This window comes from Gammaproteobacteria bacterium, from assembly GCA_029880545.1.
Taxonomy (GTDB): Bacteria; Pseudomonadota; Gammaproteobacteria; order Acidiferrobacterales; family SZUA-150; genus JAOUOD01.
Genome location: JAOUOD010000006.1, coordinates 33,080 through 48,212 on the forward strand (window position 1 = coordinate 33,080; position 15,133 = coordinate 48,212).

Consider the following 15,133-nt stretch of genomic DNA (forward strand, 5'->3'; position numbering starts at 1 on the left):
GAACCAGTAACATGAGCCTCAACCGTCGTGAATTTCTCGGAGCAGGCGTCGCCGCTGTAGCCGGTACCGCCATCGCACCGGGCATTCGTTTGATTGAGCTGGCCGAAGCTCGCTCCCCCGAGGAAGCAGCCACAGCACAACAGCGTTGGGGCATGCTGATTGACACAAACAAATGCGCCAATGGCTGCACCTCCTGTGTTGAAGCATGTCACACCGAGAACGGCATCAGCAGCCACAATCGACCGAATACCGATCAGCAGTGGATTCGCAAAATCAATGCGAAGGATCCGTCAACCGGCAAGGAATACTCACTGCCGATGATGTGTCAGCATTGCGAACACCCACCGTGTGTTGACGTATGCCCTACCGGCGCATCCATGCGTCGCGAAGACGGCATTGTCCTGGTTGATCGTCACATTTGTATCGGTTGCCGTTACTGCATGATGGCATGCCCTTACAAGGCTCGCTCCTTCGCTCATGAGGCCGTCGAAAATCCGGCACATCATGCGCCACGCGGCAAAGGTACTGTTGAATCCTGCACCCTGTGTGTTCACAAGGTCGATCGTGGCGACGGCACGACTGCCTGCGCGGAAGCCTGTGACCAGGCCGGACACAAGGCAATTGTTTTTGGTGATCTCAAGGATCCCAATAGCGATATCGCCAAGCGCCTGCGCGAAGAAACAAGCCGCCAGTTGCGCGCTGACCTGGACCTGAACACCGGTGTCCGGTATCAGAATATTTAACCGGCAGAAACTCCCTGCGACAACGCAATAACGGGTAAGAATTATGGCAAATGTTCGATACACAATGATTAAAGGTACAAGCCTGGGATTCTGGGCTTTACTCGGACTTTTTGGTGCGTTTATTGCCGCCGGCCTTGGCGCGACTTACTACATGGAACACAACGGCCACTGGGTTACGGGCATGAACAACGCCGTGGTCTGGGGCATGCCGCATGTCTTCGCGGTCTTCCTGATCGTCGCCGCATCCGGTGCGCTGAATGTTTCATCCATCGCCACGGTTTTTGGCCGCGCCATGTACAAGCCACTGGGTCGCCTGTCCAATGTGCTGGCCATCACCCTGCTCATCGGCGGGTTGAGCGTCCTGGTACTCGATCTGGGTCGCCCTGACCGCCTGATCGTGGCCATGACCAAGTACAACTTCAAATCCATCTTTGCCTGGAACATTATCCTGTACAACGGCTTCCTGCTTGTTGTCGGTATCTACCTGTGGACACTGATGGAAAAGAAAATGAACCGTTTCAGCAAGGCAGCCGGTACCGCCGCGTTCATCTGGCGCCTGGTGCTCACAACCGGTACCGGTTCCATCTTCGGCTTCCTGGTTGCGCGTCAGGGTTATGACGCCGCCATTATGGCGCCGATGTTCATCATCATGTCATTTGCCTACGGTCTTGCGTTCTACCTCGTGTTCCTGATTGCCAGCTACAAGCTGACCGGTCGTGAACTGGGCGACGCCGTAGTCAATCGCCTGAAGAACCTGCTTGGCGTTTTTGTTGCCGCTGCACTCTACTTTGTTGCGGTACATCACCTGACCAACCTCTACATTACCGAGCACCACGGCTTCGAGGCGTTCATTCTTCGTGGCGATAACGGCGGCGGTATCTACAGCCGTGTATTCTGGATTGACCAGGTGTTGCTGGGCAGTATCGTTCCAATGATTATCCTGTTCACCGCCCTGTCCAAGTCCCGCGCCATGGTTGTTGCTGCCAGTGTCCTGGTTATCCTGGGCGGACTGGCACAGATGTATGTCACAATTGTTGGTGGCCAGGCCTACCCAATGACCTTGTTCCCGGGCTGGGAAATTAGCAGCAGCTTTGGTGATGGCCAGACTGCTACCTACTCGCCAAGCAAGTGGGAAGTCATGCTGGGCATGGCCGGCATTGCCATTACCCTGGCTGCCACCACCTTTGCCATCAAGGTGCTGCCACTGCTGCCGGAAAGTCTTGCCGACAAGGTAGCGGACCCACACCACAAGGCGGGTTAATACCGGGCAAAAACCCGCACAAACGGGTTTCATCGCGATACAATAACCGCGCCAGGATTCCTGGCGCGGTTTATTTGCTTCTAGAGGGTATCCATTCATGACCACAGAACATCCATTTGCACAATTCGTACGCATACTCGGCAAGGGCCGAACCGGTTCCCGCGACTTTACCGAACAGGAAGCCGAAGAAGTCATGCGCATGATCCTGGCCAATGAGATCACTGCCGAACAGCTTGGAGCAGTACTGATGCTGTTGCGCGTCAAGGAAGAAACGCCAGCCGAAATTGCCGGCTTCGTTCGTGCCATCAAGAAGTCCTTTGAACTACCGTCAGATCGACCTGCTGTTGATGTTGACTGGTCATCCTATGCCGGCAAGCGTCGGCACCTGCCCTGGTACATATTGTCAGCACTGTTGCTGGCACAAAACGGTATTACCGTTTTCATGCACGGCGCCAGTGGCCATACTGCCGGCAGAATCTACACCCGTGATGTGCTGGCGCTGCTCGGCTTGCCCGCTGCCCGATCATTTGCGGAAGCCTGTGATCAACTGACAAAAAATCACTTCAGCTACATGGACCTGGAGCACATGAGCCCCCGACTGCACCAGATCATCGAGCTGCGCCCTGTTCTTGGCCTGCGCTCACCGGTTCATACTGTTGCCCGGCTGATAAATCCCATGGATGCCACCCATGTTATCACCGCTATCCATCACCCCGGCTATCACCCGACCCACCAGGAGTCCTCGCGCCTGCTTGGTCATGCCCATGCCGCGGTGGTCAAGGGCGAAGGCGGTGAAATCGAACGCAACCCCGATATGGAAACACTGGTCAAAACACTGCATGGCGACACCATGGAAGATGAGCTCTGGCCGGCCATGTTCAAGAAGCGTCACGTCAAACCGGCTGAGCTGAACCCCGCCTCTCTTGCCGCCGTCTGGCGCGGTGAATACGAGGACGAATACGGGGAAGCCGCAATCATCGGCACCGCTGCCATTGTTCTGAAAACCATGGGACGCACAGCCACCATGGAGGCAGCCGAAGCACTGGCCAGTGAAATGTGGCAGTTACGTCCAAAAGAAACACTCGCGGCTGTCGCCTGACCCGGGACATCAAAGGACTCAATGCCATGGCTCATGTTTACATTTCCGCGGCACATAAATCTTCGGGCAAGACAACAGTCAGCCTGGGTATTGCCGCGGCCCTGAGTCAACGTGGTATCGGTGTTCAGCCGTACAAAAAAGGGCCGGACTACATTGACCCCATTTGGCTGAAAACAGCCAGTGGTCGTAACTGCTATAACCTCGACTTCAACACCCAGACACACGATGAGATTCTACGCTGCTTCGCAGACCATCTTGGTGACAGCGATCTTGCCCTGATCGAAGGCAACAAGGGACTTCACGATGGCATGGATCGAGACGGCGCTGACAGCAATGCGGCGATGGCCAGGCTTTTAAGCGCCCCGGTGGTACTGGTACTGGATTGCCAGGGTATTACCCGGAACGCGGCGCCGGTTCTGCTTGGACTGCAGATGTTTGACCGGGGCGTCACTATTGCCGGCGTCATTCTCAACAAGACCGCGGGTGAGCGCCACGAATCCAAGTTGCGGTCAGTTATCGAACATTATACCGATATCCCTATTCTCGGTACGATAGGTCGACATTCCGACCTGCACATTGACGAACGCCACCTGGGATTGATGCCGAGCAATGAAACCGACCAGGCGTCCCGGATTATTGACAATATTGCCCGTCATGTCACAGACCAGGTGGACCTGGATCGCTTTCTTGCATTGGCGGGTAACAGCCACCCATCAACAAAAGCGATCACGCCTGCTGCACCTGGAAAAGCGTTCCGCCTCGGTATCGCCCGTGATGCAGCGTTCGGGTTTTATTATCCGGATGACCTGGAAGCATTCGAGCAAAACGGTGCGGAACTGGTTTTTTTTGATACTTTGCATGACTCAACGCTGCCCAATGTAGACGCACTGTTTATCGGTGGCGGTTTTCCGGAAACCTGCATGACACAACTTGAACAGAATACAGGCATGCGCCAGTCAATTCGCCGGGCACTGGAAGCCGGCATGCCCGCCTATGCTGAATGCGGCGGGCTAATGTACTTGTCCCGCTCCCTCGCCTGGCGCGGCCATCAGGCGAATATGGTCGGCGCTATCCCGGCCGATGCCGTCATGCACGAGCGGCCACAGGGACGCGGTTACTGCCATTACCAGGTGTCCGCTGATCACCCCTGGTTCACGCCCAATCACGTACAAGAAAACCTGATTCATGCCCACGAGTTTCATTACTCCAGCCTGGAGAATCTGCCCGACGACAGTACCTATGCATATACTATACACAGGGGCACTGGTATTCAGAATCGACGTGACGGCGTTGTCATTCATAACCTGATGGCCACGTATGTACACCAACGGCAAACCCGGCAGCACGCATGGGTAGATGCTTTTTGTGCATTTGTACGACAACACGTTACCTCCAGAAACGAACAATCGACCACAGCAAGGAATTAACATGATTACAGTAACCGACGCCGCAGCCAGGCAGATTGAAATTGCAGCCAGTGATGACGGAATGAAAGATCTGGCGCTGCGGGTTGCCGTGCGCCAGGATGACACCGGTTCGCTTGAATATGGAATCGGCTTCGACGAGATTCGAGATGACGATATCAAGTTCAGGGCCGGTAATGTTACACTGGTAATAGCCCCGGCGTTCAGGGAAGTGCTGAGCGACATGACGATCGATTACGCCGAAATTGAGCCTGGAAAGTTTCATTTCATTTTTATTAACCCCAACGATCCCAACCATGTGGCTCCTGGTTCGGACCGGGATAATCTCGACAGCTAGATTGCATGAACCAGTTCAACCGTAAACCGGAATCGATACAGGGCGACAGGGCCGGTAACGCCGCGTCGACGCGCATTCCGTCCGGTTTATGGCTCCCGGCAACAGGTCTTACCGTCATGTTGTTGCTTGCCACCATTGGCAGCGCAATAGGCGCCATATTTCCCGATTATGCTGCTACTGTATTCCGGGTACAGTTTGGCCTGTTTGTTGGCACCATTCCGTTTGCAGTTTTGCTGTTTATCCGCATGCGCCAGAATGTCACCATACCACTGAAACGACTAAAGCAATGGTCAAGACAGGTACGCGCCGGTGATCTGTATACCCCTATTCCATTACCGCCACGTGGCAGGCTTCGCCAGGTGATATCCGATATCAATACTCTGACAGATGAACTTCACAGCCTGACAGATGAAATGGATACCAAGGTTCGCGCACAAACCGAACACATTGCCTCCAAGTCACGCTCACTGGAGATTCTGTACGATATTGCCACTGACCTGAGTACGGCACGCAATCTTGATGAATTGCTGGAACAGTTTCTGGATACGCTGATGGTTCTGGTCGATGCCCGCGCCGCCAGCGTGCGCATGACAACAGAAAATGGCCAGACTCAACTCGTTGCCAGCCGGGGATTAAGCACCGAAATAGTCAAGGCCGAACTCCGTGTGGACGTGAACCGGTGCCTGTGCGGTGAGATAGCCCAATTCGGCGGACTCGGTATACAGCAAGGCCTCAAATCCTGCGACAAGCATCTTGACTGCGGCCCGATGCTGGATGATTGCAGCGAACTCATTGTTGTACCGCTGCAGTACCGAGACAAGATACTCGGTGTATACAACCTGTTCCTTGATCGTCCCAGTGCCGAGCTGGGCAAGGATGTTCGTGACCTGCTGAACAGTATCGGCAAGCATCTCGGGCTTGCGGTCGCCAAGGCGCGGCTCGACGACAATGAGCGTCGCCTTGCCATCATGGAAGAACGCAATATGATCGGCAATGAACTTCACGATTCACTGGCACAGACGCTTGTCAGCATGCGACTGCAAATCAAGATGCTAGGGGAAACATTATTCCGGAAAGATGTGCGCAGCGCCCAGAATGAAGTGCGCCAGTTGCGCAGCGCCATTGAGGAAGCACACGACAGCCTGCGGGAACTGCTGACCAATTTCAAATCACGCATGGACGAACGCGGATTGCTGCCGGCAGTTGAAGACCTGGTTATTCGCTTCAAGTCAGAAACCGGCGTCGCCGTTTTCCTGCAAAATGACCTGATCGATACCAATTTCAGCCCAACCCAGGAGGTCCAGGTCTTCCGCATTATACAGGAGTCCCTGGCCAATATCCGGAAACACAGCAACGCCTGCAATGTCCGAATTCTTCTGTTCAACAGCGATCGGGAGCACTTTGATGTCTTGATCGAAGATGATGGCCTGGGCATGGATCGGGACAGCAGCTCCCCTCGCCGACCGGGGGAACAAATCGGTTTGAGTATAATGCGCGAGCGCGCCAATCGCCTGCATGGTACGCTCAGCATTGAAAGCGAGACGGGCGAAGGCACGCGGGTGCATCTTGTCTGCCCGTTACACAGCCAGGATCCCCCGATAGTTACCCGCCAGGAACCGGAACCCGATGCGCGTATTGCTAATTGACGATCATTCACTGGTTCGCAAGGGCCTGGAAGTCATGCTCCAGAGTCGTGGCGTCGAAATCGCCGCGTCCGTTGATTCCGGCCACGAAGGAATCGAAAAAGCCCGGCAGCTCAACCCCGATATTATCCTGCTCGATGTGCAAATGCCGGAAATGAATGGCCTGGAGACTCTTGCACGGCTTCGCAAGGAAGGCATCGATATCCCGGTGCTCATGCTCACCATGAGTCGTGATGAGTCCGATCTCCAGGGCGCATTGCGTAACGGCGCCCAGGGTTACCTGCTGAAAGATATGGAGCCGGAAGACCTGGTGCCAGCACTCAAGTCGGCACTAAATGGCGACAATGTTGTTGCCAAGGAGCTGATTGGATCGTTGACCCGTATTGTTCAGGGCAAGACTGATGCTGACGACGCGCGGAAACCGGTAACACCGGTTTCCGACCTGACACCGCGAGAGCATGAGATTCTTTGTCATATTGCCGAAGGACAGAGCAACAAGGTCATTGCCCGGTCACTGGATATCACCGACGGCACAGTCAAGCTGCATGTTAAATCCATACTGCGCAAGCTTGGTGTGCACTCACGCGTAGAAGCTGCGGTCATTGCTGTTGAAAACGGCCTTGGCAGAAAGAAGATCCGCTAAGCCACCTGGATGCTCAAGCAGTCCCGCTATCGGCCACGTGAGATGATTACTGCACCATCTGCTCCGGATGGAACCAGTTTAGCTTGTCTCGCAGCTTCACGACTTCACCAACAATGATCAGCGTGGGTGCCTGAATCTCCTCATCCTTGACCACATCATGCATGGTTGCCAGGGTGCCGGTGTACACGCGCTGATGGCGGGTTGTACCTTGTTGTACAAGTGCAATAGGTGTATCAGCTGACAAGCCGTGTTCTACCAGTTCGCGACACAGCGGTTCCAGCGCCACCAACCCCATGTAGATCACGATTGTCTGGTTGGGTTTGACCAGCCCTTCCCAGTTCAGGTTCACCGAACCATCCTTTAGATGGCCGGTAACAAAGGATACCGATTGCGAATAGTCGCGATGAGTTAATGGTATGCCTGCATAGGATGCACAACCGGAAGCTGCAGTAATGCCCGGCACCACCTGGAACGGGATGCCTTCCTCCATCAGTAACTCAATCTCTTCGCCGCCGCGACCAAAAATAAATGGATCACCGCCCTTGAGACGACATACGCGCCGCCCCTCCTTGGCCAGTTTCACCAGCAGCTTGTTGATGTCACCCTGCGGAATGGCGTGGTTGGCGCGCTCTTTGCCAGCATAGATTCGATCGGCATCACGGCGCACCTTCTCCAGCACTTCGGGCGAAACCAGGCGGTCGTAAACCACGACGTCGGCCTGTTGCATCAGGCGCAAGGCGCGGAAGTTGAGCAGATCCGGATCGCCCGGGCCGCCACCGACCAGGTACACTTCGCCAACACCCTTGCTTTGTCCGCTTTCTTTCGCAAGCTCGGCGGCAAGCATGGTTTCGGCTTCCTCTTCGGCACCGGAGAGCATGAGCTCCGTCACCGGGCCTTGCAGAATTCTTTCCCAAAAACCGCGGCGTTCGTTGCTGGTCTTGAACTTCGCCTTGACCTTGTCGCGGAAGCGACCCGTCAGGCTGGCAAGCCTGCCATACGCTGCCGGAATGGATGATTCGAGCCTGGCCCGAATCAGGCGCGCCAACACCGGTGATGCGCCGCCGGTTGATATGGCAACCACCACTGGTGAACGATCAACTATCGAAGGTACAACAAAGCTGCACAGGTCCGGTGTATCCACAACGTTGACCGGGATATTGGCCTCGCGCGCGGCGGCAGCCACGTGCTCATTGATCGCCCTGTCATTGGTCGCAGCAATAATCAGCATTTGCCGGGCCACGTGAGACGCTTCGAATGCCGACCGTAGATAGGAGATTTCGCCGTTATCGACACGCGCCTGGACAGCAGCCGTCAATTCCGGTGCAACCACCTGGACCCTGGCACCGGCACTCAGCAACAGGGCGATTTTCCTGGCCGCCACATCGCCGCCGCCAACCACCAGGCATTCGCGATCTTTCAAATCAACAAATATGGGAAAATAATCCATGCAGCACCTTCGAAGAATTCCGGATTTTTCTGTAAATACAGGAACTTACGGGAGATTAACCATCAGGCTGAACAGCCCCTCTTGGAATGCTGGGCTAAGCCGGCGGCCACACCCAGAAAATGGACACTAAACCGCCCGGGATCAAGACCCGACCAGAATAGACCATATTCATGAACAGGCCTGTAAAGACATGCTCATGAATATGGCGGAGGAGCAGGGATTCGAACCCTGGGAGGGCGTAAACCCTCGCTGGTTTTCAAGACCAGTGCTTTCAACCGCTCAGCCACCCCTCCGGATTGACCAAGTCGAACCGGTTCATTGCCGGCCCGATCTGGAAGCGGCGCCAAGGATACCCGAAGCCATGGCCGCATTCCAGCCCTAAAAAACCCGATATTGCTCTTGTTGACGTTATATCAACAGCCAAGTAGGCTAGTCGAATTGAACCAATCTATCAGGAGATTTCATGAACCAAAATCCGCAGATTCTGACCCGCTCAGGCGTATCGGCCCTGGAAACCAACAAGGTGTTACGCAACACCTACATGCTGCTTTCCTTGACCCTGCTTTTCAGCGCACTGACAGCAGCCATTTCCATGATGGTGGTCACTTCGCCCTGGGTACCGCTTGCTTCCAGCATTGGCGCCCTGGCAATGATCTGGCTGGTTCTGCCGCGTACAGCTAACTCTGGTGCCGGCATCGCGGTTGTGTTTGCCATCACCGGCCTGCTGGGATTCGGCCTCGGCCCCATTCTGAACAGCTACCTGGCCATGAGTAACGGCTCGCAGGTTGTCGCAACAGCCTTGGGCGGCACTGGTATTATTTTCCTGGGCCTGTCAGGTTACGTTCTGACCACGCGCAAGGATTTCTCCTTCATGGGCGGCTTCCTGATGGTGGGCTTCTTCGTGGTGCTGCTGGCAGCCGTTGCCAACATCTTCCTGGCGATCCCGGCGCTGTCATTGGCGATTTCCGCTATCGTCATCATGATCATGAGTGGTTTCATCCTGTATGACACCAGCCGCATTATTAACGGTGGCGAAACCAACTATGTGCTTGCCACAGTCAGCCTGTACCTGAGCATTTACAATATCTTCATTCACCTGCTGCACCTGTTGGGCGCACTGGGCGGTGATGACTGAACGACTTGAGTGCATGCATCAAACTGGAAAGCCCCGCGAGGGGCTTTCTTTTTGCCGGAGATGGTTTTATGGATATGTGGATGAAAATTGCATCAGCAGTCACCCTGGGCCTGATTGCTGTATTAATATTTCCACGAGCCCAGGCAATGATGAAAAACAGTCCCAAGGCCGAGGCCGGTGACTGGCAGGCAGTGTTGCTGCCCCTGCTGGCGGTAGCCGGGTTTATTGTCCTGCTTGTGATGATGTTAAAATAGATCGATCTTTGATTTTTTTTCGGAAAGCCTGTAACCAATGACTGATTTGTTTGAAGAAAAAGCCAAGGACTGGGACGTAAACGACCGCGTACTGGCTCTGTCCAGGGGCGTTGGTGCAGCCTTGCTCGCCAACGTAGAGTTCAAACCGGATATGTCAGTCATGGATTTTGGTGCCGGCACCGGCCTGCTCGCTTCCCACGTGGCGCCACGGGTAGCCCAGATTACCGCCGTGGATATCTCTGAGTCGATGCTGGAAAAACTCACAGCCAAGACCGAGTTGCAAGGCAAGGTCAAACCCCTGTGCCGGGATATACTTTCCGATCCTGTTGGTGAGCGCTATGACGTTATCATTAGTGCCATGGCCATGCATCATATCGAGGATACGGACCGGCTGCTGCGCACTTTTGCATTTCATCTGAAGCCAGGTGGTCGTGTTGCCCTGGCCGACCTGGACAAGGAAGATGGAACATTCCACCCGGCCGATGTGCAAGGCGTGTTTCATCATGGTTTTGAACGAAACCCGTTGCAACAAAAGCTGGAAGCAGCTGGCTTTTGTGATGTGGATTTTGTAACCGCCCATACGGTACGGGGTGAAGAAAAGGATTATCCGGTATTCCTGGCAACAGCCAGTCTGAAATAGTGGCTTGCCCGCAGCTTCGCAGCATTGGTATTGGTCGGTCAATCTAGAACAGGTATCCCAGCCAATCGATATCACCTCCGGGCCACTGCCTTGGACCTGTTTTCATAACAAGCAGATTGTCCAGTTGTTCACAGGCAATACCATAATTCTTATGTTCGTCGATTCTCAACCATGTACATTTCGCCGACACCTGCTGAAACCCGTTATTTAAATAGACTTTCGGGTTAGCTGCCACGAGCACAATAAACTCCACGTCTTTTTGTTGCGCATAAACCGCAAGCTCATGAAGCATCGATGTGCCAATACCCCGGCCACGGAACATTTCCGATACACAGAAATCAATTATCCCGAGCACCTTGCAAACGGATTCGCCAACTCTGCTTACCCGAAAATCAATCCCCATATACCCAATCAATTCATCTTCCGCATAGCACAGTATTCGCATATGCGGCAGCTGCTTGTACCATGATCGATCCACCTGGTATCCGGGAAATGAATTATTGCGAAGCCTGGTAATCGATGAATGTATGGTTTCATTCACGTCTATTTCGGGCACAATAATCAATGGCACGCCCCTTGGCTAATGATATTGCCAGCTATACGCTCACGCCGATAACCAACTACTCTCCACGGAATGGGGTCCTGTTACCTGGCCAGCCCCGAGTCTCGCCGGGACAATCTTCGATAGCGATGCACGCTCGCCTGGTACGGGTGACAAATTGTCTGCACCGCAAGAGATAAAGCTGAACACTATGCGGTTATCCCGGTTGCGACCTCCACCGCCTGAAAATCGGCCTGCTTGCGGCCTTTGTAATTCACGCCGAGGTAGAAAGTCCGTCTACAACCAGTGTTTGAATGCCATCGGCAAGGCGTTACGCACTCAGCTTCGCCTTTATCTTGAGCTTGATGTTTTCAAGCTCGGTTAACACTTCCATTTTGCTGACCTGCTTCTTGAAGCCTTCACTGGTGAGATCACCATCTGCCAGCATTTCGGTCCAGCTCTCCCGGTTTTGCGCCTGTAACCGGACAAATTCGGACTCATCCTGCTTGGCGCCCTCAACCAGCTTTTTTAGCTCCGCTTTGGCCAGTACGCCACCCTCATCCCTGATGTTATCGACAAAGTCCGTGAACTTGCCCATGAGCGCCTCCTTGCATCTCGTTGTCGCGATCCATTGCGACCGATATCATGTGCTGCCTATGAATGAATGGTCGTGATACCGCCCATATATTGATTCAGAGCAGCAGGCACGGTAATGCTGCCGTCTTCATTCTGGTAGTTTTCCATTATCGCTACTAGCGTTCGCCCTACCGCAAGGCCCGAGCCATTTAACGTATGCAACAACTCGGGCTTGCCGGTTTCCGGGTTGCGCCAGCGCGCCTGCATGCGCCGCGCCTGGAATGACTCAAAATTCGAACACGAAGATATTTCCCGGTATTTCTGCTGGCCCGGCAACCAGACCTCCAGGTCGTAGGTCTTGGCAGCGGAAAACCCCATATCGCCGGCGCACAGCGCCATCACGCGGTACGGTAACCCCAGCTTCTGTAGAATAGTTTCTGCATGACTCGTCAGCTCTTCAAGCGCGCTATAGGAGTCTTCCGGGCGCACCAGTTGCACCAGCTCCACCTTTTCGAACTGGTGTTGGCGAATCATGCCGCGCGTATCTTTTCCGTATGACCCGGCTTCGCTGCGGAAACAGGGAGTATGCGCTGTAATGCGAACCGGCAACTTGTCAGCATCGTAAATCACATCGCGGGCAATATTGGTCAGCGGCACTTCGGCTGTCGGTATCAGGTAATACTCCTGCTCTCCGCTCAGCCTGAACAAGTCTTCACCAAACTTCGGCAACTGACCGGTGCCGCGCAGGCTGTCCGCGTTCACCATGTACGGGACATATTGCTCGACATAACCATGCTCTGCCGTATGAGTATCAAGCATGAACTGGGTTAACGCACGGTGCAGTCGTGCCAGGCCGGCGCTCATGACCGAAAAGCGTGAACCGGTAAGCTTGGCTGCCGTTTCAAAATCAAGCTGACCCAGCGCCGCACCAAGATCGACATGATCCTTTGGCTCAAAATCAAACTGCCTGGGTGTTCCCCACTGACGTACTTCAACATTGGCGTCTTCGTCCAGTCCGTCCGGCGCCGATTCATGAGGCAGGTTCGGAATACCCAGCGCAATGTCCTGCAGCTGTTGCTGCAAATCGGACAATGCTTGCTCGGATGCTTTCAGCTCGTCACCAATTTTCGCCACCGCCTGCATGATGGCCGATGCATCTTCACCTGCCGCCTTGGCCTTGCCGATTTCCTTGGACCGGGCATTGCGCTCGGCCTGCAACTCCTGGGTTCTCACCTGGATATCCTTGCGCCGGCTTTCCAGTGACACAAGCGTCGCGGCATCAAGATCAAAGCCACGGCGTTTCAGCGCGCTCGCGGCAATTTCAATATCAGTTCGTAACAGTTTCGGGTCCAGCATGGATGAATTATCCTTATTTGCAATTTACTTTGGCAGACCATTGCACCAGGTGACCCGGGGCAACCTGGTCTGCCAAATGTTCAACAATACTTTCTACTTTTTCCGGTGTGTCAAAAAATTCAATAACGACCGGGAGATTCAACGACAAATCGATGATCCCTGCGGAATGCATCTGGCCGTGTTCGCCGAATCCCTGGATACCGCGAAATACGGTAACACCGCGTACCTGCTCCTGGTCGTGGAGCTGTTTCAGCAATCCGCTTACCTGCCCTTCTCCCTCGGCCAGGTAGATGCGCACCATGGTTACAGTCTCAGATTTCACAATTGCCTCCCTGCCACCAGGCCCAGCCATGCGCCGCCCGTACACAAGACAACACTTAGCAAAATATTGCCTGCGGCCTTCAGCCAATCGCCCTGCTCCATCAAGGCCACCGTCTCGATGGAGAAAGTGGAAAACGTGGTAAACGCGCCAAGCACGCCCACCAGCAATGTCGCACGCCAGACGGGCGGCAACGCCGCCTTCTCCGTCAAAACTACAAACAGTATCCCCATTAACAGTGAACCTGCAACATTCACTACCAGCGTGCCCCAGGGGAAATCCCGACCGGCAACATTATATACCGCTGTTGACGCCAGGTAACGCATCACTGCGCCGACAGCTCCACCGACGGCAATGGCCAACAACTGTATCATTTGTCCCCCCGGTACCTGGCATCAAGTTGCCGCAGGTGCGTCAGTCGCTCGCGAATTTTCAGCTCAAGCCCTCGGTCTACCGGATGGTAATACTGTCGTGCTGACATGCCATCTGGAAAATACTGTTCGCCGGCAGCATAACCTTCCGGTTCGTCGTGGGCATAGCGGTAATCCCGGCCATAATCCAGTTGCTTCATCAGCTTTGTCGGTGCATTGCGCAGATGCAACGGTACTTCGAGCGAACCCAGTTCCTGTACATCCTTCATAGCCGCCTTGAACGCCGTGTAAACTGCATTGCTTTTGGGTACCGACGCCAGGTACACCAGCGCCTGCGCCATAGCCAGCTCTCCCTCGGGACTGCCAAGACGCTCCTGCACATCCCAGGCATTGAGGCTCAGCTGCAATGCGCGTGGATCGGCATTGCCAATATCCTCGCTGGCCATGCGGACGATGCGTCGCGCGAGGTACAGGGGGTCGCAGCCACCGTCAAGCATGCGTGCAAACCAGTAAAGTGTCGCATCAGGATCAGAGCCACGCACGGACTTGTGCAATGCCGATATCTGGTCATAGAACGCTTCACCACCCTTGTCGAATCGACGAACGCCACCGGCCACCACTTCCTTGATCACTTCCAGCGAAATATGTGATTCAGACAAGTCAGCGGCGATTTCCAGCAGGTTCAATGCACGCCTGGCATCTCCGTCGGCGGCATCAACCAGTATTGCCAACGCCTCGTCGTCAATCGTCAGGCCAGTGGCAGCGAGGCCACGCTCATCGTGCAGTGCGTGCTCGATAACCAGTCGCAATTCATCATGACCGAGCGATTTCAGCACATAGACGCGTGCACGGGAAAGCAGTGCGTTGTTTAATTCAAATGACGGGTTTTCTGTGGTAGCACCGATAAAAGTAACCGTGCCTGATTCCACGTGCGGCAAGAACGCGTCCTGTTGCGACTTGTTAAAGCGATGCACTTCGTCAACAAACAATACTGTCGCCTGACCCATGGACTGGTATTGCTGCGCCTGCTCTACGGCCGCGCGGATATCCTTTACCCCTGCCAACACGGCAGAAAGCGTAATAAAGTGGGCGTCGCACAGGTTCGCCAGCATGCGTGCGAGCGTGGTCTTGCCCGTGCCCGGTGGTCCCCAAAAGATCATTGAGTGCAGGCTGCCCTGCTCCAGGGCGCGCCGCAAGGCCTTGCCTTCTCCCAGCAAATGCGATTGCCCGACATAATGTTCGAGTGTTTGCGGCCGCATGCGATCGGCCAAAGGACGTGTATCAATTGCGCCGGCAACTGGCTCAGCGGATGACGAAAACATATCCCGCGTAATCACGATAACC

The 15,133-nt window shown here is 54.6% G+C and carries 17 protein-coding genes and 1 tRNA gene; 10 read left to right on the forward strand and 8 right to left on the reverse strand.

The genetic code is table 11. The annotated features are described in order from the left end of the window. Nucleotides 1-11 precede the first annotated feature (11 nt). From OEZ10_08160 to OEZ10_08190, 7 genes are all read left to right on the forward strand, one after another. A complete protein-coding gene (locus tag OEZ10_08160) occupies nt 12-743 on the forward strand; it encodes a 4Fe-4S dicluster domain-containing protein (GenBank protein MDH5632955.1) in 732 nt (243 codons plus the stop codon). Nucleotides 744-786: 43 nt separating this feature from the next. Next, entirely contained in the window at nt 787-2,004 is a 1,218-nt protein-coding gene (gene nrfD / locus OEZ10_08165; protein MDH5632956.1) for a polysulfide reductase NrfD, read from the forward strand. A gap of 97 nt (nt 2,005-2,101) precedes the next feature. Next, complete coding sequence (locus OEZ10_08170) at nt 2,102-3,103, forward strand: glycosyl transferase family protein (GenBank protein MDH5632957.1); 1,002 nt, start codon at nt 2,102-2,104, stop codon at nt 3,101-3,103. 26 nt (nt 3,104-3,129) lie between these two features. Beyond that, nucleotides 3,130-4,530 (forward strand): hydrogenobyrinic acid a,c-diamide synthase (glutamine-hydrolyzing), encoded by a 1,401-nt coding sequence (gene cobB, locus OEZ10_08175; GenBank protein MDH5632958.1) that lies wholly within the window; start codon nt 3,130-3,132, stop codon nt 4,528-4,530. Between the two features lies 1 nt (nt 4,531). Then, on the forward strand, nt 4,532-4,864 hold the full coding sequence (locus OEZ10_08180) for an iron-sulfur cluster assembly accessory protein (protein ID MDH5632959.1): 333 nt from the start codon (nt 4,532-4,534) through the stop codon (nt 4,862-4,864). Between the two features lie 5 nt (nt 4,865-4,869). Next, on the forward strand, nt 4,870-6,510 hold the full coding sequence (locus tag OEZ10_08185) for a histidine kinase (protein ID MDH5632960.1): 1,641 nt from the start codon (nt 4,870-4,872) through the stop codon (nt 6,508-6,510). Further along, entirely contained in the window at nt 6,491-7,150 is a 660-nt protein-coding gene (locus OEZ10_08190) for a response regulator (protein ID MDH5632961.1), read from the forward strand. Before OEZ10_08185 ends, OEZ10_08190 begins: the two co-directional genes overlap by 20 nt. A gap of 46 nt (nt 7,151-7,196) precedes the next feature. Here OEZ10_08190 and cysG read toward each other — a convergent pair whose 3' ends face one another. Continuing rightward, nucleotides 7,197-8,597: a siroheme synthase CysG gene (gene cysG, locus OEZ10_08195; protein MDH5632962.1), complete on the reverse strand. Its 1,401-nt coding sequence runs from the start codon at nt 8,595-8,597 to the stop codon at nt 7,197-7,199. Between the two features lie 203 nt (nt 8,598-8,800). Continuing rightward, nucleotides 8,801-8,890, reverse strand: a tRNA-Ser gene (locus OEZ10_08200). Nucleotides 8,891-9,060: 170 nt separating this feature from the next. On the opposite strand from OEZ10_08200, the gene OEZ10_08205 reads away from it, so the two are divergent. The 3 genes from OEZ10_08205 (at nt 9,061) to OEZ10_08215 (ending at nt 10,626) form a co-directional block, all read left to right on the forward strand. Further along, the gene (locus OEZ10_08205; GenBank protein MDH5632963.1) at nt 9,061-9,732 is read left to right on the forward strand and encodes a Bax inhibitor-1/YccA family protein; all 672 of its coding nucleotides are present in this window, start codon (nt 9,061-9,063) and stop codon (nt 9,730-9,732) included. Nucleotides 9,733-9,812: 80 nt separating this feature from the next. Continuing rightward, entirely contained in the window at nt 9,813-9,986 is a 174-nt protein-coding gene (locus OEZ10_08210) for a hypothetical protein (GenBank protein ID MDH5632964.1), read from the forward strand. 37 nt (nt 9,987-10,023) lie between these two features. Continuing rightward, nucleotides 10,024-10,626, forward strand: coding sequence for a class I SAM-dependent methyltransferase (locus tag OEZ10_08215; GenBank protein ID MDH5632965.1), 603 nt, complete (start codon nt 10,024-10,026; stop codon nt 10,624-10,626). Nucleotides 10,627-10,669: 43 nt separating this feature from the next. Here OEZ10_08215 and OEZ10_08220 read toward each other — a convergent pair whose 3' ends face one another. The 6 genes from OEZ10_08220 to OEZ10_08245 form a co-directional block, all read right to left on the reverse strand. Next, on the reverse strand, nt 10,670-11,191 hold the full coding sequence (locus tag OEZ10_08220) for a GNAT family N-acetyltransferase (GenBank protein MDH5632966.1): 522 nt from the start codon (nt 11,189-11,191) through the stop codon (nt 10,670-10,672). 307 nt (nt 11,192-11,498) lie between these two features. Further along, nucleotides 11,499-11,765, reverse strand: a complete 267-nt coding sequence (locus OEZ10_08225; GenBank protein ID MDH5632967.1) for a hypothetical protein — start codon at nt 11,763-11,765, stop codon at nt 11,499-11,501. Between the two features lie 56 nt (nt 11,766-11,821). Then, a complete protein-coding gene (gene serS / locus OEZ10_08230; GenBank protein MDH5632968.1) occupies nt 11,822-13,099 on the reverse strand; it encodes a serine--tRNA ligase in 1,278 nt (425 codons plus the stop codon). Nucleotides 13,100-13,112: 13 nt separating this feature from the next. Beyond that, a complete protein-coding gene (locus tag OEZ10_08235) occupies nt 13,113-13,421 on the reverse strand; it encodes a DUF190 domain-containing protein (GenBank protein ID MDH5632969.1) in 309 nt (102 codons plus the stop codon). Continuing rightward, on the reverse strand, nt 13,418-13,792 hold the full coding sequence (crcB, locus tag OEZ10_08240; protein ID MDH5632970.1) for a fluoride efflux transporter CrcB: 375 nt from the start codon (nt 13,790-13,792) through the stop codon (nt 13,418-13,420). Before crcB ends, OEZ10_08235 begins: the two co-directional genes overlap by 4 nt. Continuing rightward, the gene (locus OEZ10_08245; GenBank protein MDH5632971.1) at nt 13,789-15,111 is read right to left on the reverse strand and encodes a replication-associated recombination protein A; all 1,323 of its coding nucleotides are present in this window, start codon (nt 15,109-15,111) and stop codon (nt 13,789-13,791) included. The genes crcB and OEZ10_08245 overlap by 4 nt, the downstream gene beginning before the upstream one ends. Nucleotides 15,112-15,133: the final 22 nt, after the last annotated feature.

Bases quoted from the DNA above. Each gene is read 5' to 3' on its own strand.
- OEZ10_08160 (MDH5632955.1), top strand. From the start codon at position 12: ATGAGCCTCAACCGTCGTGAATTTCTCGGAGCAGGCGTCGCCGCTGTA.
- nrfD (MDH5632956.1), top strand. From the start codon at position 787: ATGGCAAATGTTCGATACACAATGATTAAAGGTACAAGCCTGGGATTC.
- OEZ10_08170 (MDH5632957.1), top strand. From the start codon at position 2,102: ATGACCACAGAACATCCATTTGCACAATTCGTACGCATACTCGGCAAG.
- cobB (MDH5632958.1), top strand. From the start codon at position 3,130: ATGGCTCATGTTTACATTTCCGCGGCACATAAATCTTCGGGCAAGACA.
- OEZ10_08180 (MDH5632959.1), top strand. From the start codon at position 4,532: ATGATTACAGTAACCGACGCCGCAGCCAGGCAGATTGAAATTGCAGCC.
- OEZ10_08185 (MDH5632960.1), top strand. From the start codon at position 4,870: ATGAACCAGTTCAACCGTAAACCGGAATCGATACAGGGCGACAGGGCC.
- OEZ10_08190 (MDH5632961.1), top strand. From the start codon at position 6,491: ATGCGCGTATTGCTAATTGACGATCATTCACTGGTTCGCAAGGGCCTG.
- cysG (MDH5632962.1), bottom strand. From the start codon at position 8,597: ATGGATTATTTTCCCATATTTGTTGATTTGAAAGATCGCGAATGCCTG.
- OEZ10_08205 (MDH5632963.1), top strand. From the start codon at position 9,061: ATGAACCAAAATCCGCAGATTCTGACCCGCTCAGGCGTATCGGCCCTG.
- OEZ10_08210 (MDH5632964.1), top strand. From the start codon at position 9,813: ATGAAAATTGCATCAGCAGTCACCCTGGGCCTGATTGCTGTATTAATA.
- OEZ10_08215 (MDH5632965.1), top strand. From the start codon at position 10,024: ATGACTGATTTGTTTGAAGAAAAAGCCAAGGACTGGGACGTAAACGAC.
- OEZ10_08225 (MDH5632967.1), bottom strand. From the start codon at position 11,765: ATGGGCAAGTTCACGGACTTTGTCGATAACATCAGGGATGAGGGTGGC.
- serS (MDH5632968.1), bottom strand. From the start codon at position 13,099: ATGCTGGACCCGAAACTGTTACGAACTGATATTGAAATTGCCGCGAGC.
- crcB (MDH5632970.1), bottom strand. From the start codon at position 13,792: ATGATACAGTTGTTGGCCATTGCCGTCGGTGGAGCTGTCGGCGCAGTG.
- OEZ10_08245 (MDH5632971.1), bottom strand. From the start codon at position 15,111: ATGTTTTCGTCATCCGCTGAGCCAGTTGCCGGCGCAATTGATACACGT.